The organism is Bacillus sp. AL-1R, assembly GCF_052180195.1.
In the GTDB taxonomy this organism is placed as follows: domain Bacteria; phylum Bacillota; class Bacilli; order Bacillales; family Bacillaceae_G; genus Gottfriedia.
Window position 1 is genome coordinate 1200134 of sequence record NZ_CP197469.1, and the last position, 18259, is coordinate 1218392.

Consider the following 18259-nt stretch of genomic DNA (forward strand, 5'->3'; position numbering starts at 1 on the left):
AATTGTACTTAGTTATCTATAAGGAGGGAAGGAAGTAAAGATAAGATTCTGAATATTAAAAATCTTTAATTGGATAGGATTTTTTTAAAAATAATTTCTTAATTGGGGAGAGTAAAAAAGAATGAATAAGAAGTTCATTTATAAAGCTTCAGCCCTTACGTTAGGGGTAGGTTTAGTTTCAAGTAGTCTATTAAATACATATACTAGTTTCTCGTCTAAAGTACATGCTGCTGAAAAAATTACAAAAGCAGAACAAATCTTAGCCTCATTATCAAAAGAAGAACGCGATGCATTGACTAAACTTCAAGTATCTGAAAGTGATGGATTGCATGGTTTTGATGAAAAAGAACTACATGAAGATAAAGATATTCCTGTTATCGTCGAGTTCAAGTCTATGCCTGAAAAAGTTGCAATGCTCGACGCAGCTGTTAAAGGTAAGGAACTAACAGGATCCAAAGCAAAAGATAACGTTAATAAAGAACATTCAACTTTTGAAGCCGATTTAGAAAGAATTTTGCCACAGGCGAAAGAAAAAGGTGGTAAAAAATCTTATAAAATAACTCGTTCATTTAAAACAGCCTACAATGGAGTTTCAATGAATCTACCTGCGAAGGAAGTTAAGACGCTTCTTCAGTCGGACGCCGTAAAAGCGGTTTATAAAAGTGCTACAGTTTCGATTGAACTACCAACGACATCAAAATCTAGTGCGGAAGAAGAGTCTACTAAGAGAATAGAAAGCATTCCATTTTTAGGGGTGGACAAGTTACATAATGAAGGAATTACGGGTAAAGGCGTAAAAGTTGGAGTTATTGATACTGGTATTGATTATCACCATCCGGATCTACAAGATGCTTATAAAGGTGGATATGATTTTGTAGATAATGATAATGATCCGATGGAAACTACATACGATGATTGGATAAAGGCTGGAAGTCCGGCGCCTCCGGAAGGTGCTGTAACATACTATACCGATCATGGTACGCATGTTTCAGGTACGATTGCTGGGCGAGCAAAAAACTCGAGCGGTATAGCTGCAAAAGGAATTGCTCCAGACTCAGAGTTATATGGCTATCGTGTTCTTGGGCCATATGGGACAGGAGGGCTTGATGCTATCTTAGCTGGGATTGATCGAGCGGTTTCGGACGGGATGGATGTTATTAATCTATCATTGGGTATTGATATTAATGATCCTCAATATCCAACGAGTACAGCAATCAACAATGCGGTTCTTAATGGTGTCACAGCTGTTGTATCGGCAGGAAATAGTGGACCTAGTAGTTATACACTTGGTTCTCCAGGAGCAGCTGCATTGGCGTTGACTGTTGGAGCAAGCAGTACACCAATAACTGTAGCAAAATATACGGGAGTTTTAGAAGGCGTATCAAACAAATCCTATAATTTAAGCAATCTCTATTCAGACTTTATCTCTGATCTCAAATCATTTAATCAACAATCGATGGACATTGTTGATTTAGGAGTTGGACTGGATTCAGACTACAAAAATAAAGATGTAAATGGAAAATGGGTCTTAGTCAATACAGGAACGCTTGGTACGCAAACTAAAGTTACTTATGCAAAAGCACATGGAGCACTAGGAGTAATAGCGTATAATAATATACCAAATGCAGGCCCTACGAACTTTGTCAGAGAGGATCAAAATTTCATTCCTACATTTAGTATGAGCTACGAACAAGGATTGGATTTTAAAGCACAAATTGCTGCAGGCCATAACAAATTGACATTTAAAGATTATACTGAAGGATTTACAGATGGAGACAAGTTAGCTTATTTCAGTTCTCGAGGACCTTCACGTCAAAATTATGATATGAAACCGGAAATCACAGCACCAGGAGTAAGTGTTTTATCAACTGTACCTGCTTATGACATTTATAAAAACGATCCATCTAATTATCAGTTTGCCTATAATCGAATGTCTGGTACATCTATGGCTGCTCCGCATGTAACGGGAATTTCTGCTTTATTACTACAAGCAAATCCTAAGCTTCAACCAGGTGATATTAAGACGATTTTGATGAATACAGCTAAACCATTAGCAGATAAATATAGTGTGTTTGAAGTAGGAGCAGGACGTGTAGATCCTTATCAAGCCGTTCACACAGGAATGGAAATAAGCGTAGAAGATAAAACGCCTATTACAATGAATGGAAAAACTGTCAACACAAAAGAGGTAACCGGAGGACTAAGCTACGGTAGCATTTATGCTGGAGAAGATGCATCAATTAAGAAAATGGTAAACTTCCGTAATTTTGAAGATAAAGCAAAGAAATTTGATATAGCAGTCAATTATCAAAAGGATGCTGCTGGATCTCTAGATGCTAATTCAAATGAAGTAAAATTAGTTATTCCTACTACTATTTCAGTAGAGGCATTTGAATCAACAAAAATACCTGTTTCAATAAAAGTCCCAGCGACAGCTAAACCTGGTGTTTATGAAGGGTATCTGATCATAACGAACCAGAGCGATAAAAACGAACAATACAGGGTACCTTTTAGTGTACGAACTACTGAAGAAGGAATTGACTCTACAGGTCTTTCAACGAATGTAATATCACCATACCAATTACAAGAGACTGTAAACAGTTCTGCAACTTGGCACGTTCGATTAAATTTCAAATTAAAATCTCAGATGAAATGGCTAGATTTAGTAGTAGTAGATGGAAAGACTGGCCAGGATATAGGATATTTAGAATCTATTCCTGTAAACACACTATATGATGGTACGAATTATTTTGTAGAAAGAATATTTGAAGGCAAATACTATGCATTTACAGGAGATCCAGATCATCCAATTTCTTCTAAAGTAAGCTATGCAAAACCTGGGTATTACAAAATTAAAATGATTGGAACAAGCGAACGAGACAATATTTTTACCTCTTCAAATGATATTTATGTAGACCCATTTAGTCCTACAATTACAACATCTTTAGATGGAAATGAATCACCTGTTGTAAATGAATATCAACCAGGAGTAAAAACAGTTCCAGTTCAAGTTAAAGTTTTCGATAATGAAGTGGATAAGATGGTTGCTTCTGGAATGGATGTTAATCAATCGATTAATACGTTTAATTATTCGATTAATGGTAACCGAAATCCTGTACTTCCCGTAGGAAATGATGGCATAGCAAACTTTAATTTGCCAATCAGTGAAACAGCTTCATTTACGAAATTTACAGTAAATGGATTAGATGGGGCAAAAAATTCTAGTCCTAAGAAAAATTACTACTTTGTTAAAGCAGGCACACCATATGCGTCAATTATGTCTGACAAAACAAATGTAAAAATGGGGGAGACAGTATCTACAACCCTTCATTTAAATAACGTACAAAAAATTAAAACAGCAGAGTGGACTTTAAGTAACATTGGGACAAGCTTTGAGATTGTAGAAGCTAAAGGTAATGAAGGACTTGCAAGTTACGGTGACTACGAGGTGACAGTTTCAACCACAGGTAACACGTCAAAAGTAAAACTAGTAATGAATGGAACGAGCACAATTAGCGGGAATTTAACTGCTATTAATCTGAAATTAAAAGCCAAGGATACATCATTTACATTAAGTACATCAATCAATCCGACACTATCTTGTACAGATGAACTAGGCAAAACGACTTCTGTTTCATCTACAGGCATGGATTTCAAAATACAACCAACGTTCTCAGAAATATTTGGGACATTAAGAGGGTATGGAGTAGCATTAACCCCTGATTGGACAAAACTTGGTGCATCAATCCGAATAATCGATGCAGATGGTAATGTGTATGATGGTACTTCTAGCATTGGTAAAGGTGGAGATTATCGAATTTCAAAACTTCCAATAACTGATAAACCATTCACATGGGAAATGAAACTGCCTGGACATTTCACGATGAAGCGCCAAATTCAAATAGGTTTCGATAAGAATGGCAGTATCTCAGGTCAGTTACTATTATATTACAATGGTATGGCCGGGTCATTCTACGATTATGGGGTTGCTGGTGATGTGAATCAAGATAATGTGGTCGATATACTAGATGCATTATACATCCAAACATATTGGGGTAGTGACAAACGAGAAGCAGATATAAATTTTGATGGAAAAGTTAGTGCTAAGGATCTTGAATATGTAGAATTGAATTATTTAAAACAAAATATGGATGTAGACAATGCACCAAAACCGTTGAAGAAGTTCAAGTCGGCAACATTAGAAAGTATTAAAAGAGAATTAGGTATTCAATAATTTTGGATAGTCTTCAAAAAAATGAAAAGCCACAAGTAGATTATTTTCTTTGTGGCTTTTCGTTATAAAAGAAACGATCCTAAACTTTTTCTAGTAAAAAAGTAAGCGCCCAAATCTAGTACACATTTCCTGTTCTTAAAACAGAATATTCAAAAAACATTGTCAAAAATAGTTTCGTATATTAATATTAACTGTAAGCGAATACATATGCCGTTGCCAATTCTTTCCTTATGGTTAGGATTTTGTGCGGAATACCTGTTTTGCGGGAGGAAATAAATTGTACAGTAAAGATACGATCTATTTAATTGGAGATGCAAAGACTTCATCGAATAATCCGATTATGCAGAAGTATAATGCATTTTTTATTGGACTGGTAGTCGATCGGACAAGCCATTTAATTGTTGATGCTGATTGCTCAGCTACAATTTCTTTAACTTCATCTTTTGTACAGCATCTATTCGTTGGACAATCAATGCTAGATTTGGATGGGGTAATAGAAGAAATTAATACACGCTATTTCGGGTCTTCCCAAAAAGCTTTGGCAGTAGCCTTTAAAAATGCACATATAAAATACACACAAATAATTGAATCTTAAAACGCTGCTTTATCTATTTTCGTAGATGAAATCCAGCTATTAGTAGGGACGTCCCTTTCTAATAGCTGGATTTTTTATTTAATAGAAGGTTTTTTAAACAATCAGAGGTATTGGAACAAACTTAAATCTAATAGGAAAGGACAAAAACGATGATTATTCAATCGATCCAAGTGCAAACGGAAGTTTTTCCATTAAAAAAGCCATTTAAAACAGCTCTTAGGACAGCTACAGAAATAGAGAATGTTTTTGTATATGTCCAGCTAGAGGATGGAATTGTCGGAGTAGGGGCTGCAGCGCCAACATTGGCGATTACAGGTGAATCAAAAGAAAGTATTGAAGCGATTTTAAAGACGGTCCTAACGCCGCTACTATTAGGAAGAGATATTCGAAATATGAATGAGCTCTCACTACTAATTGAACGCTCTTGCGTGGCAAATACAAGTGCGAAAGCAGCTATGGAAATTGCGCTGTATGATGCGTTATGTCAACACCTTAATCTTCCACTCTATCAATATCTTGGAGGTCGAACAAACCAATTAAAAAATGATATGACCGTTAGTGTAGGAACTGTAGATGAAATGTGCGAGGAAGCTAGACAAATTATCAAGGATGGATTTTCTACTTTGAAAATTAAAGTCGGAAAAGATTGGGAAAAGGATGTTCAACGAATAATGGCGATTCGAGAAATAGTCGGTGATGATGTTGCCATTCGTGTAGATGCCAACCAAGGATGGACTCCACGACAAGCCGTTACCATTATTCAAGAATTGGAACAGCTGAATGCCAATTTAGAACTAATTGAGCAGCCGGTCCAAGCAGGAAATATCCAAGGACTGAAATTTGTTAAGCAGAATGTCAAAACACCAATTATGGCAGATGAAAGTCTTTTTTCTCCAGAAGATGCAGTTCGTCTAATTAAAGAAGATGCAGTTGATCTTCTAAATATTAAGTTGATGAAAACTGGGGGCATTAGAAGAGCACTGCAAATTGCAGATATTGCTGAAAGAGCAAATATTCCTTGCATGATTGGAAGTATGATGGAAACTTCTGTGTCAGTGCTAGCTGCAGCTCATATTGCTTGCGCACATCCAAATATTCAAAAAATCGATTTAGATGCTCCACTTTGGTTAAAGAGCCAAGATTTTGATGGAATTGAATTTATCGGGGATGAAGTCCATTTATCATCTCTACCTGGTTTAGGGCTTAACCGAAGATTATCAAAAAGTCTTCGTTAAAATATGGAGAGGGGTTTTATGATGAAAAAGACAAAAAATTTAATTTTAAGTTTATGTGTTGCAGGTTCATTACTTCCTACAATGACAAGCCAATCTTTCGCAAATTCGCAAGATGAACTTACTCCGGGTGAGACAGCCTATGTTGATGTGTCCGTTTCGACTCAGTGGACTACTAATGGTAGATTCCAAGTTAGAGATATTGATGTACCATCTTTAAGCAATCCAGTAGATCCGCGTCAATGGTCAGCGAATATGGAAGATACTGAAGTTCGTCGTTGGTTAACAAGCTATCTTGAAACACAAGCAGTTTATGGCACAAAAGTAACCATTTTAGAGGAGTCAGGTGACTGGGTTAAGGTTGCTGTTGAAGGACAACCTACTCCACGTAACACACTTGGCTATCCTGGTTGGATGCCAAAAAGACAATTAACAACGGATGATCGATTAGAGAATTATAAAGATACGCCATTTGTTATGGTATCTAGTCAAACAGCATGGTTGTATGATGGAAAAGCCCTAAATCATAAGTTTATGGAGATTAGCTTTAATACCCGCTTACCAGTAGTTAAAGACTTTGGAGATGTTGTAATGGTTGCAACACCAGATGATGGAAATAAATTTATTAAAAAAGAAGATGTGGCAGTCTATCAAAACGAAAATCAGTTTCCAAAGGCAACGCCTGAAAATTTAATTAATACGGCGAAGAAGTTCCTTGGTTTACGTTATTTATGGGCTGGTGTATCAGGATTTGGTTTTGATTGCTCAGGATTTACATATAGCTTATTTAAGTCATATGGTATAACAATTCCACGAGATTCAGGCCCTCAATCTAAGAGTGGTATAGAAGTTAAAAAAGACGAGATTCAACCTGGAGACCTACTATTCTTTGCAAGTAACAATGGAACAGGATCAGTTCATCATGTTGCAATGTATATCGGTGATGGTTTAATGATTCAGGCTCCAAATGCTGCTAGAAGTGTTGAAATTATTCCATTAGATACTCCTGGCTATATTGAAGAATTTTCTGGTGCTCGTCGTTATTGGGTAGAATAATTAAGTAGATAGATTGATATAGAAACGTTGAAAAACCATGAACAATTGAACTTGTTCATGGTTTTTTTCTATAATACTAGATTTATTTTTCTCTGCAAATTAGTCAAAAAAACGAGGTATATATCAATTGGAAAAAATTGGAGTGTGGTTAAATTGATTCATTTTGAATAAAGTCTATCACTCTTAACTTGCTTGTCCCATAGGATAGAGGGAAAGAGATAGGATCTCTACGTGAGAAAATGCTATTTTTCATTTTCTATCATTTCTTTCTTATTTTTATTAAGAAAGGAGGGATACATGTTGGCGTCTATTCAAAAAAGTGTAGATTCTTCCAGCCTTGCTGAAGTAATCGACCGTATTCTAGACAAAGGGGTTGTTATTGATGCATTTGTAAGGGTATCACTTGTCGGCATTGAGCTTTTAGCAATTGAAGCTCGTGTTGTCATTGCAAGTGTTGATACTTGGTTACGATATGCAGAAGCAGTAGGATTGCTGAAAGAAGAAGAAGAAGAGGAAGTTGCTTAAGCAAGTAGGGCCAAGGCTTTATGCTTTGGTCTCTCTTTTTAGATAAGGGGGCTACTATGGAAATTATTAAAATACTAGAAGTAGTAAAAACTTTTTTTGGGCTGTATATTCGACCAGTTCATAAAATTACTCACATCCATAAAACAGATAAAGGTTGGGAATTAACCGTTGAAGTAATTGAAGAAAAAGAATATATGAAAGCTCACGCTAAAGATGAGTTAGTAGGAGTTTATTCTGTTTTAATGAATGCTGAATTAGAAATTATATCATTTCAAAGAAAATCATTGCGTGCAAGAGGCGCAATTCTACATGAGTAAGGAGGGAGAACTATGGATAAAATTTTTATATCGACTCCTTATTTGAATAGCCTAACAGATCGGGTCCAGTCTTATTTGCAATCTGGGTTTTCAGTCCATCTTACAGGTCCAGCTGGTGTTGGAAAAACATCACTTGCACTTCATATTGCAAAACAAATCGGTCGACCATCATTGTTAATTCATGGGAATCATGAAATGTCTAATAAGGATCTGCTTGGGAGTTTTAATGGCTTTACTAAGAAAAAAATAGTCGATAACTATATTCATTCCGTTTATAAAAAAGAAGAAAGCATTAAAGACACATGGGTTAACGGTCCTTTAATAGAAGCTGCGACAAAAGGCTATACATTAATATATGATGAATTCACTCGCTCTCATCCTGAAACAAACAACTTATTTTTATCAATTTTGGAAGAAAGGGTGATTCCACTATATGGGATGAAAAAGAAAGAATTTTTTTTGCCAGTCCATCCAAACTTTTCTGTTATTTTTATTAGTAATCCAGAAGAGTATGTTGGTATATTCGAAGCACAAGATGCTCTACTTGATCGTATGATTACGATTCCGATCGAAAAAATGGATTTTGAAACGGAGTGTACCATCTTATCACAAATAACTGGTTTATCGGAAAAAGAAAGTCTTTATATTGTTAAATTAGTACAAATCATACGTCATCACTGTAGAGAAATTGAACCTCAAAGTCTTCGTACTACTATCAAACTAGCCTCGATAGCAAAGCAAAATAATATCCCAATTACAATTTATGATCAACAGTTTCAGACTTTATGCACAGATATTTTTTGGTTTCATCTCAAACAAGCCCAAAAAGTTCGAACATACTCACAAGCAAAACAATTCATCGTAAAATCGATCAGTTCAAAAATGGAGGGAAGTTGAAATGAGAAAATGGGTTTATCCATTTTGTATCATCCAAACGAATATCGATCCCGATTTTGGTTTCACAAAGTGGGAAGGAAATGATATTAAATTATATGCTATCAGATATAAAGAAATTGTGATGATTGCTGCAAATGTTCCTAACCAGGACTACCTTCCAACTCGTGCCAATTTATTTGCCCATCAAAGCGTGATTTCTTTTGTTATGCAACAGTTTACCGTCATTCCAATAAGTTTTAATAATGTATTCTCCTCTTCAGAAGAAATTCATTTATTACTAGAAAAACTGTATGACGAACTGCAATCAATCTTTCAGAAAATAAACAATAAAATTGAGGTTGGTTTAAAAGTCATTGCACGTAAGGAATGGTTAGACGAAGAAATACAGAGAAATGGAGACATACAAAAACTTAAAGAGAAGGTAAATCAACAGAAAGAAGCAGCTTTTTACGAAAAGATTAAACTTGGAGAAAAAACAAAAGATTTTTTCTATGCTTTGCACCACAATCTATATGAAGCGATTTTTTCACCTCTTTCTTCACTTTCAAGTGCCTCTAAATCAAACCCTCCAATATACGAAACAATGCTTCTTAATGCTGCTTTTTTAATTGATCGCGATCAAGAAGAAGTCTTTGATGAAAAAGTTAATGAACTCTATGAATTATGGAAGGATAAAGTAGAATTCAAATACTCTGGGCCATGGCCTGCTTATAACTTTATACAGTTAACAATAACGGCGGGAGATCGATCATGATTTTTAAAGCTTTAGCCTTTCCACTAAAATCAATCATTCTATTAGGTGAAAAAATAAAGGAGGAAGCTGACCGCGTTTTATTTGACTCGAAATCAATTGAGCAACAATTGATCCGTCTACAAATGATGTACGAATTAGGTGAAATCTCGCAGGACATTTATGAACAACAAGAAGAGGAATTACTTTTACGGTATAAGATCGCAAAAATGAAAGAACGGGAGGCAGGCAATTGAGCATTTATTTATATGGTTTGTTACCGACAAATGAACTAGAATATTCACCCTTTTATGCAGTAAAGGGGATTGATCGTAACAAAACTTGTTATGAAAATGTAGAAAAAGTAACCGCCGTTTTTTGTTATTTAAGAGAAGAAGAATTTGACGAATCTGTTCTAAAAGAGAAGATGGACAATCCAAAATGGGTACACAAGCATGCAGTTCATCATCATGAAATAATCGTGACTTATTCAAAAAACTACTTATTTCTTCCTTCTAAGTTTTGTACGATCTATTCAAGTATAGAAAAATTAAGAGAGGATTTGTTGAATGAACAGGACAACATCGTTTCCCTTTTTGAACAATTAAAGGAAAAAGAGGAATGGAATGTCAAGATGTACTATGATAAATCGAAATTTTTCAAAGTATTGGAGCGGCAAAGTAAAGCAATTCAAAATATGAGAGATGAATTGAAAGTACTATCCCCTGGAAAGCAATTCTTTATGAAGAAAAAGCAAGAACAACTACTCGAAAATGAGGCGCAAGCTGAACTACGTTTAATATCGCAAGTTCTGGAAAACACTTTAAAAAATTCAACAGTTGACAATTTACCTAGAAAAAATTGGAGCAAAAATGCAACTGGAAGAAATGTTGATATGATCTACAACAGTACGTCCCTAATTCCAAACGACAGCAGGAAGAAATTTGAACTGATAATAAAAGAATTTAGACAAAAGTATGAGGAGAAAGGAATTATTGTTGAGATTTCTGGACCATGGCCATTCTATCATTTTGCTAGTTTGGATTGTAGAAAGACATGAACAGTAGCAATGATAATATCACATTATTAGATATTTTAGATGGCGTTTTAGATAAAGGAGTAGTTATTTCTGGTGATCTTATCCTTTCTATTGCAGATATCGATCTTGTATATGTGAATATTCGCTTATTAGTAACTGCAGTTGAAAATATTCAAAAAAAAGGGGAATCGAAATGACAGCGAATCATGGAATAGCCGAGCGAATTAATATGAATCCAGAAGATGTTGAACACGGACTAGCTCAATTAGTGCTTACAATTTTGGAATTACTAAGGCAACTTGTAGAGCGGCAAGCTATTAAACGGGTAGAGGGTGGTACACTTACGGATGAACAAATTGAAAAACTTGGTACAGCTCTTTTGAACTTAGAAGAAAAAATGGAAGAATTCAAAATTATCTTTGGGCTTGAAGGGAAAGACTTAAATATCGATTTAGGACCTTTAGGCAACTTAATGTAAGGAAGGAGAAAATATGCAACATTCAGCACAATCTACTAATATTTTAGATATTTTAGAGAAGATTTTAGATAAAGGAATTGTCATCGCGGGAGATATTAAAATCGCCTTGGCAGATGTTGAATTACTAACAATTAAGATTCGACTTGTTGTTGCCTCAATTGATAAAGCAATGGAGATTGGGTTAAATTGGTGGCAAGATGATCCGTATTTCAATTCAAGTGTAAAAGGTAAGCTTTTGCATGATCGAATTAATCGGATAGAAGACAAGTTAGGGATAAAAGAAGAGTAGCATATGGTCAAAAATCTTCATCTTTTTGTTAAAAGATTTACTTCCTATAACGCAGTAACCCTATTAGGTTGCTGCAGTACATAAAAGAAAAATAGAGTTTACCATCAACACATAATACTACATGTTTACTCCCATATTTTCTCATTAAATTCTTCTTCTCAAAAAGAATACACCTATTATATTACTATGCGTAATAGGTGTATTTCTATTTGACCCATATATGATTAGTTTATGTTAGAAATTCATTACTATTTATTTATAATCTCAATATCAAATTTCGGTTCAATCTGCATTCGTGGATAATCTTTTCTCCAATTTAAAGACTTCCAAACTTTTGGATGGTAAGCCTTTAGTTCTTGCCCAATGCTAAGAACGTCGGAGTTTGCAGATTGCATAACATTAATAGCTGCTAATGCGTTTTCTTCAAAATACTTTCTGATTTCTTTTTCGATTCGGCCATAATCGGGCTTTAACTTATGACCTTCATTGCCAAGTTCGAATGTACTAACTTGCAATTTTACATTAATATTGATATTCGGTAATTTATTTGATCCTTTGGAGACAGATAGTTTTGAAGTATTTCTTTTGACCGTAAAACCGAAATTATTGTTATTCGCAGTATCAGAATTAGATTTTTCATCATTTTTTTTATTTAGATTTCCAGTAAACCTTCCCCAGTGTCCAGTAAATCTATTTCTACCTCTGCTTTCCCCTTTCATTAACATCAACAGTTTGATTTGGTCTTTATCAAGTTTTTTTCCTGTAGATGTACCATTACGGTATAACAATGCGCCGCTTAATTCTAAGGTTGAATTTTTTGTTTTTAATATAGGTAATGCTAGGTCAGTTAATGGTTCATCCCTTGATTGAATAAAATTCATCATTGAAACAGTTGGTATCGTTCTATTCTTCTCCATAGAGAGTATAAATTCATTCAATTCTTTTGTTTGATCATTTTTTGAATTCATAGCGGTTTCAAATACTTTAGAAAGATCCCCTTCAAGAACAACTAAAGGGGCGTTAATAGATGAATAAGGAGCATTAAGTAAAAAATCAAGCTCTGAAATTGGATCTTTTGTTGCAAATCTTTCGCTTATTAAATATACTCTTGTACTAATTCCAATAAAAGGAGATTGTTCTGAAAATTCCCATTGTCCAATTGCTTCGGCTAAAGATGCTCCTTTAAGTTCCTTCATCTCTGAAGTTACTTCTCCATTTCCTTGACCCGTTGCTTTTAGCTTTGTTATAAGAAAAAACGCATCGATTTCACCATTTTTTTCGTCGATGTCAAACCCGTTTACATCAACTAAATGTAGTTTTTTTAAGTCCAAACGATCCCAGCATCCAGTCAAAAGTGGCAATAATAGGAGTAATAAGAAGGCTTTTTTCATTCAGCTGCCACCTTTCTTTTTGCAAAGGAAATTAGTAGAAGCAATGAAGGCAATCCTATAATGACAATTGCTGTTACAATATTATGGTATTTGGAAAAAACCGGAAGTAAATGGCGGTCTGAGAAAAAAATCCCGGCCACAAAACAAACAATTGTTACAATCCATACTAGAAGAGAGTGTTTTTGAAATTCTTTATTACCAAGAAAAGCTAAATACCTAGCAGACAAAAATAAGTAAATATAAGCTGTCACTAAAGTTACTGATAGCCAAAGCGTAATGAATAGAATATCTAGACTTTGAACGACTGGCCATCTAAATTTTCGAAGAATAAATACTAATGGCTCTGGAATGTGTTTTAATTGGTTTTCACTAAAGTTGTACGTAACAATAAGGGAGATAAAAAAGTATATTAAAGTTGTTATTCCATTGGCAACTGATGTAGCAATTAAGATATGCTTCTTTTTTTTACATTTCACAAATGGAAACACGTACAGAATAAGCTCGTATCCAGCAAACGTCCAAAAGGCAGGGATCGCACCTTTTAAAATAGGAGCAATTCCGTGAGTACCGATCGGAAAAAAGTGACGTAAGTCCCCGTGACCAATTCCACTAATAAAAATAATGACAAGGCATATAAAAAACATGGCCATTATCGACTGAGTAATGGTAGCGATAGACCGAAGTGTTGATGAAGCGATATATCCGGCAACTAGTAACGATAAACTAATTAGGATAACCCAAGGTGTTTGAAATAATAGCCAACGATTAATGACATCAGAATAAGAAATGACAAGCATTAAACATGATTCAGCACAGAATGCTGCAAATAGTAAATTGATTATGATTCCAAACGGTTTTCCAACTATTGTGGAAATATATTGTTGAAACGGGCGATCGGGATACGTTTTTCCTAGATAGTAGACAATGAGTATCGCAATTTGAGCGATTAGTCCGCCAATAATCATAGACATCCATGAGTCATAACCTGATACTAAAGCTTCTTTATAAGGCATGGATAAAATACTGACGCCTACTTGATTAAGAATAACAAGGCAAATAAGTTGATTAATAGAAATCTTCTTTAATTGAATCACTCATTTTCCTCCCTTGGATTACTTATTCTTATTTCATCTTTTGCTAAGCTTTCCACTGGTCGTTTTTTCATACTTCTAATCGGTGCTCTAAAAATAGTATCTTTAATCGTATCGCCATTAAACCAATTGTAAAAGTAAGGAATGCCAAATGTATTCATTCGGGCTAAATGGGTTAAAACCAACAAGTATGAAATTTCCAATCCAATTAATCCAAAAAAAGATGCCATGATGATAAAAGGATAAGCTAATAAACGTGCAGTGTTACTCATTTCATATGAAGGGATAATAAATGAAGCAACACCAGTAAGTGCAATAATGACTACCATCATATTTGAAATTAAATTCGACTGAACAACCACAGTTCCAATTACAATACCACCAACAACACCAATCGTTTGACCAACCGGATTTGGTAAACGAACAGTCGACTCTTTTAAGACTTCAAGGATGGCTAACATTGTAATCGCCTCTAAAACTGGTGGCATAGAAACGTATTGCATAGAGCCTTGAAGAGTTAGTGCAATTTCTAATGGGAGAACTCTAGGATCGAAAGTAACTAATGCAACATAAAGACCAGGTAAGCTAATTGCAATAATAAAACAACAAATTCTTAAAAATCTTAAAAGACTACCAAATAGCCAACCAACTTGATAATCATCTGGACTTTGAAAAAAAGCCCAAAATGAAACAGGAACAATCGCACAATCTGGTGCACCATCGGTTAAAAATGCGATTTTACCATCCATCAGATAAGATTTTACACGGTCAGGTCTTTCAGAAGTTAGCATCTTTGGGAATAGCGAAAATTTTTTATCTTGAACTAATTCTTCTAAAAAACCGGGTGCATCAATGTAATCAATATCAATATTTGTAATTCTTCGCTCAAATTCTTTTAAAACTACTTCGTTTGCAAGCGATTGTAAATAAAGGATCGCTACTTTCGTATGCGATCTACGACCAACTTGATATTGTTTTACTACAAGATCGGGAGTTGCAACTAGATTACGAATTAAATTAAGATTCGTATTCAAGTTTTCATTTAATGCTTTATGTGAACCACGTAACACACGCTCGTTCATAGGAATGTTGATAGAACGTTCTTTAACTAATTCGGTTCTAAGTAAATAAAACTTTGTTTCTCCCTCGATTTGGACAACCGTTTTTCCTTCAATCATCGAATTCACAGCTACAGTAAGAAGTTCGGTTTCGCTATAATCTAAAATCGAAACGGCTTCACGTACACTGACGTTAATATTGTTAAGCAAAGGGCTAATAATATGTTCTTGCACTACAGTATCCTCGATCATCGTATCCAAATAAAATAACCGATATCTTCTATCATTACTTCCGAAATTACTTGTTTTAAAGTCAGAACTATTAAATAGCAATTCCCGAAGCGATTTTTCATTTTTATCCAATTCTCGGTCAGCTATCATTGGGTACTCCTCATTTCTATTGGTGGTAATTTTAGCCTATTTTTCCCACAAATTATGTTACTATTCCTTACTTTAAGTTGAAGAAACTATCTTTTATTTCATCCTTTTTTTTAAACAACGTAACGTTTTACTGTACGTTTTTATCGGGATACAATATAATACAAATAGAAGGAGTGTGAATACGTTGGGATTGTCTATAAAATTGGAGAATTAGCAAAAGAAGTAGGAGTGTCTAAGCGAACAATTGATTATTATACAAACCTAGGATTACTTGAACCACAGCGCTCAGAATCTGGACATCGTTTTTATGATGAAGCTTCTATGGAAACTTTAAAATTTATTGAACAATGTAAATCAATGCACTTACCACTCCAAGAAATAAAAGCGATAGTAGATAAGAAAAAAACGTTGGTAGAGGACCAAGGGATCGTGCCACTAACTGAAGAGGTAACGATTCATATGAGTCAACTGAAGACTGAATTATCACAATTAAAATATTTACTAGAAAATTTAACTGAAGAACAAAAGCTAAAAATTATCCGTCAATTAACGTCACAAACATCTGAGTTAATTCAGGCGTTATTGTCATTTATTCATTAAAAGGAGAGAATGTAAATGTTTTTTCACCCTATGGATTTCCTTATTTTTATTGCCTTCGGATTATCGATTTGGGCTCAATTTAAAGTGAAATCTAGTTTTAATCACTGGGCTGAAGTGCCAGCATCAGGAGGTTTAACCGGAGCTGAAGTTGCAAGACATATATTAAACAATAATAATTTACCTAATGTACCGGTGGAAGTAGTGCCTGGGCGATTATCTGATCACTATGATCCGATGACAAGAACAGTTCGCTTATCTGAGGAAGTATACTATGGTAGATCAATTGCATCTGTATCAGTTGCAGCACATGAAGTAGGTCATGCGATACAACATGATACTTCATATGGTTTCTTAACACTTCGTCACCGAATATTTCCAATCGTTAACATTGCATCAGGTGCGGCGCCGTTATTACTACTAGCAGGATTTTTACTTCAAGCATTTTCTCTAATTGGAGTAGGGATTTTACTATTTTCTATAGCTGTAGCATTCCAACTAATCACTTTACCTGTTGAGTATAATGCTAGTTCGCGAGCAAAGAAATTAATGTTAGCAAGTGGTATCATCCATGATACTGACAGAAAAGGTGTAAATAAAGTATTAGGAGCTGCTGCACTTACGTATTTAGCGGCAACCTTAATCTCTGTTTTAGAATTAGTAAAATATTTATTCATCTTCTTCCAAGGCCAAACTGAAGAAGAATAAAAAATAATCAAAAAGATGATTTCGATAAGCATTCGAAGTCATTTTTTTTTGTTTGAAAAATTAAATTTTAATTGGTTAGTATGTTTAAAATTTCAATGTCTAAAATAGTAAATAGATTTTAATTTATGGAAGATTTATGTATTTGGTAACCTTAGCTTTTTTATCATACTAAATGTTGTACAATTAAGTGGTTAAAAAAATGGGGGAAAATTATGACACTTTCGGCAATTGAACATTTTTTAAATACATACAAAGACTATGCTGCACTGCTCAGTATCCTAATAAATGTTCTAATTAGTATTGTTGGTATTATACCAGCCTGGTTTTTGACAGCAATCAATATTAAATTATTCGGTTTTGCTGGTGGCTTTTTTGTCTCTTTCATAGGTGAATTAATTGGTACATTCGTATCTTTCATGTTATATAGAAAGGGTTTACAAAAAAGATTTATTAGTCAATCAACTAAATTTAAAGCTTTAAATAGACTATTAAGTTTAGAAGGAAAAGAAGCATTTTATGGTGTGTTACTTCTACGTTTTATTCCTTTTATTCCATCTAGCTTAATTACTTTGTTTGCTGCTTTTGGTAAAATCACATGGTCAAGCTTTATGTTAGCTAGTTTGATTGGTAAGCTACCGGTCATTTTATTTGAATCGTATTCCGTTAATCAAGTGTTAGAGTTCACCTTATTTGGAAAAGTTATTTTAGGACTGTTAATTATCGGCTTGTTAATTTACTTTTATAGAAAACGACTTAATGTTTTAGTGAAGAATAAAATTTAAAAATAATGTAAAAAAGCTCAAACCTATTTAGAAGGGTTTGAGCTTTTTCATACTGTTGAAATAAAACATTGTCAATATAGAACAACAAAAGTCTAAGTATATATTATTAAAGCAAAGATTTTAAAGGTTCATACTCATAACAGGTTCATGAGGAAGTAAAATAGTGAAAAATAGAAAGATTCCTCCTCATAACAGGTTCAAGAGGAAGTAAACCAGCGAAAATTAGAAAGGTACTTCCTCATAACAGGTTCATGGGGAAGGAAACCGCCGAAAATTTGAAAGATACTTCCTTATGACAGGTTCATGGGGAAGGAAACCTCCCAAAATTTGAAAGATTCTTCCTCATAACAGGTTCATGAGGAAGTAAAATAGTGAAAAATAGAAAGATTCTTCCTCATAACAGGTTCATGAGGAAGTAAACCAGCGAAAATTAGAAAGGTACTTCCTCATAACAGGTTCAAGAGGAAGTAAAATAGTGAAAAATAGAAAGATTCTTCCTCATAACAGGTTCATGAGAAAGTAAACCAATGAAAAATAGAAAGATTCTTCCTCATAACAGGTTCAAGAGGAAGTAAACAAGCGAAAAATAGAAAGATTCCTCCTCATAACAGGTTCAAGAGGAAGTAAACCAGCGAAAATTAGAAAGATTCTTCCTCATAACAGGTTCATGAGGAAGTAAAATAGTGAAAAATAGAAAGATTCTTCCTCATAACAGGTTCAAGAGGAAGTAAACCAGCGAAAAATAGAAAGATTCTTCCTCATGACAGGGTATAGTAGAAATCAACCAAAAATTAGCGTAGTTAGTTGACAAGCTCATTTTTCAACACTCTGAAAAGCTCAAACCTATTTAGAAGGGTTT

19 protein-coding genes are annotated in these 18259 nt (G+C 34.4%); 16 read left to right on the forward strand and 3 right to left on the reverse strand.

Translation table 11 applies throughout. The features are described 5' to 3' along the window. The first annotated feature begins 121 nt into the window (after window positions 1-121). The 13 genes from ACSBO6_RS05560 (at window position 122) to ACSBO6_RS05620 (ending at window position 11392) form a co-directional block, all read left to right on the forward strand. Entirely contained in the window at window positions 122-4234 is a 4113-nt protein-coding gene (locus ACSBO6_RS05560; protein WP_498844317.1) for a S8 family serine peptidase, read from the forward strand. A gap of 277 nt (window positions 4235-4511) precedes the next feature. Continuing rightward, window positions 4512-4829, forward strand: coding sequence for a DUF3870 domain-containing protein (locus ACSBO6_RS05565; protein ID WP_098848629.1), 318 nt, complete (start codon window positions 4512-4514; stop codon window positions 4827-4829). Between the two features lie 149 nt (window positions 4830-4978). Further along, window positions 4979-6064 carry a dipeptide epimerase gene (locus tag ACSBO6_RS05570; RefSeq protein WP_098848628.1) on the forward strand — a complete coding sequence of 362 codons (1086 nt, stop codon included), beginning with the start codon at window positions 4979-4981 and terminating at the stop codon, window positions 6062-6064. Window positions 6065-6085: 21 nt separating this feature from the next. Further along, window positions 6086-7117, forward strand: coding sequence for a C40 family peptidase (locus ACSBO6_RS05575; RefSeq protein WP_498844318.1), 1032 nt, complete (start codon window positions 6086-6088; stop codon window positions 7115-7117). Between the two features lie 297 nt (window positions 7118-7414). After that, the gene (gene gvpJ / locus ACSBO6_RS05580; RefSeq protein ID WP_098848627.1) at window positions 7415-7642 is read left to right on the forward strand and encodes a gas vesicle protein GvpJ; all 228 of its coding nucleotides are present in this window, start codon (window positions 7415-7417) and stop codon (window positions 7640-7642) included. Between the two features lie 56 nt (window positions 7643-7698). Continuing rightward, window positions 7699-7959 carry a gas vesicle protein GvpO gene (gvpO, locus tag ACSBO6_RS05585; RefSeq protein ID WP_098848626.1) on the forward strand — a complete coding sequence of 87 codons (261 nt, stop codon included), beginning with the start codon at window positions 7699-7701 and terminating at the stop codon, window positions 7957-7959. 12 nt (window positions 7960-7971) lie between these two features. Next, window positions 7972-8856: a gas vesicle protein GvpN gene (gene gvpN, locus ACSBO6_RS05590; RefSeq protein ID WP_098848625.1), complete on the forward strand. Its 885-nt coding sequence runs from the start codon at window positions 7972-7974 to the stop codon at window positions 8854-8856. Between the two features lies 1 nt (window position 8857). After that, a complete protein-coding gene (locus ACSBO6_RS05595) occupies window positions 8858-9610 on the forward strand; it encodes a GvpL/GvpF family gas vesicle protein (RefSeq protein ID WP_498844319.1) in 753 nt (250 codons plus the stop codon). Further along, window positions 9607-9843: a gas vesicle protein GvpG gene (locus ACSBO6_RS05600; protein WP_098848623.1), complete on the forward strand. Its 237-nt coding sequence runs from the start codon at window positions 9607-9609 to the stop codon at window positions 9841-9843. The genes ACSBO6_RS05595 and ACSBO6_RS05600 overlap by 4 nt, the downstream gene beginning before the upstream one ends. Beyond that, complete coding sequence (locus tag ACSBO6_RS05605; protein ID WP_098848622.1) at window positions 9840-10646, forward strand: GvpL/GvpF family gas vesicle protein; 807 nt, start codon at window positions 9840-9842, stop codon at window positions 10644-10646. The genes ACSBO6_RS05600 and ACSBO6_RS05605 overlap by 4 nt, the downstream gene beginning before the upstream one ends. Further along, window positions 10643-10822, forward strand: a complete 180-nt coding sequence (locus ACSBO6_RS05610) for a gas vesicle protein (protein ID WP_098848621.1) — start codon at window positions 10643-10645, stop codon at window positions 10820-10822. The genes ACSBO6_RS05605 and ACSBO6_RS05610 overlap by 4 nt, the downstream gene beginning before the upstream one ends. Continuing rightward, window positions 10819-11103 carry a gas vesicle protein K gene (locus ACSBO6_RS05615; protein WP_098848620.1) on the forward strand — a complete coding sequence of 95 codons (285 nt, stop codon included), beginning with the start codon at window positions 10819-10821 and terminating at the stop codon, window positions 11101-11103. The genes ACSBO6_RS05610 and ACSBO6_RS05615 overlap by 4 nt, the downstream gene beginning before the upstream one ends. Window positions 11104-11116: 13 nt before the next feature. Continuing rightward, complete coding sequence (locus ACSBO6_RS05620; protein ID WP_098848619.1) at window positions 11117-11392, forward strand: gas vesicle protein; 276 nt, start codon at window positions 11117-11119, stop codon at window positions 11390-11392. Window positions 11393-11640: 248 nt separating this feature from the next. Here ACSBO6_RS05620 and ACSBO6_RS05625 read toward each other — a convergent pair whose 3' ends face one another. Genes ACSBO6_RS05625 through ACSBO6_RS05635 form a run of 3 tightly spaced genes read right to left on the reverse strand, consistent with a single transcriptional unit; the run spans window position 11641 to window position 15313 of the window. Then, complete coding sequence (locus tag ACSBO6_RS05625) at window positions 11641-12783, reverse strand: Ger(x)C family spore germination protein (RefSeq protein ID WP_098848618.1); 1143 nt, start codon at window positions 12781-12783, stop codon at window positions 11641-11643. Beyond that, window positions 12780-13877: a GerAB/ArcD/ProY family transporter gene (locus ACSBO6_RS05630; RefSeq protein WP_098848617.1), complete on the reverse strand. Its 1098-nt coding sequence runs from the start codon at window positions 13875-13877 to the stop codon at window positions 12780-12782. The genes ACSBO6_RS05625 and ACSBO6_RS05630 overlap by 4 nt, the downstream gene beginning before the upstream one ends. Continuing rightward, window positions 13874-15313: a spore germination protein gene (locus tag ACSBO6_RS05635; RefSeq protein WP_498844320.1), complete on the reverse strand. Its 1440-nt coding sequence runs from the start codon at window positions 15311-15313 to the stop codon at window positions 13874-13876. The genes ACSBO6_RS05630 and ACSBO6_RS05635 overlap by 4 nt, the downstream gene beginning before the upstream one ends. 189 nt (window positions 15314-15502) lie before the next feature. Between ACSBO6_RS05635 and ACSBO6_RS05640 the strand changes: the two genes are divergently transcribed. The 3 genes from ACSBO6_RS05640 (at window position 15503) to ACSBO6_RS05650 (ending at window position 17400) form a co-directional block, all read left to right on the forward strand. Further along, window positions 15503-15913, forward strand: coding sequence for a MerR family transcriptional regulator (locus ACSBO6_RS05640; protein WP_098848615.1), 411 nt, complete (start codon window positions 15503-15505; stop codon window positions 15911-15913). Window positions 15914-15928: 15 nt separating this feature from the next. Then, window positions 15929-16618 carry a zinc metallopeptidase gene (locus ACSBO6_RS05645; protein WP_098848614.1) on the forward strand — a complete coding sequence of 230 codons (690 nt, stop codon included), beginning with the start codon at window positions 15929-15931 and terminating at the stop codon, window positions 16616-16618. 212 nt (window positions 16619-16830) lie between these two features. Further along, complete coding sequence (locus ACSBO6_RS05650) at window positions 16831-17400, forward strand: TVP38/TMEM64 family protein (RefSeq protein WP_098848613.1); 570 nt, start codon at window positions 16831-16833, stop codon at window positions 17398-17400. The last annotated feature ends 859 nt before the right edge of the window (window positions 17401-18259 follow it).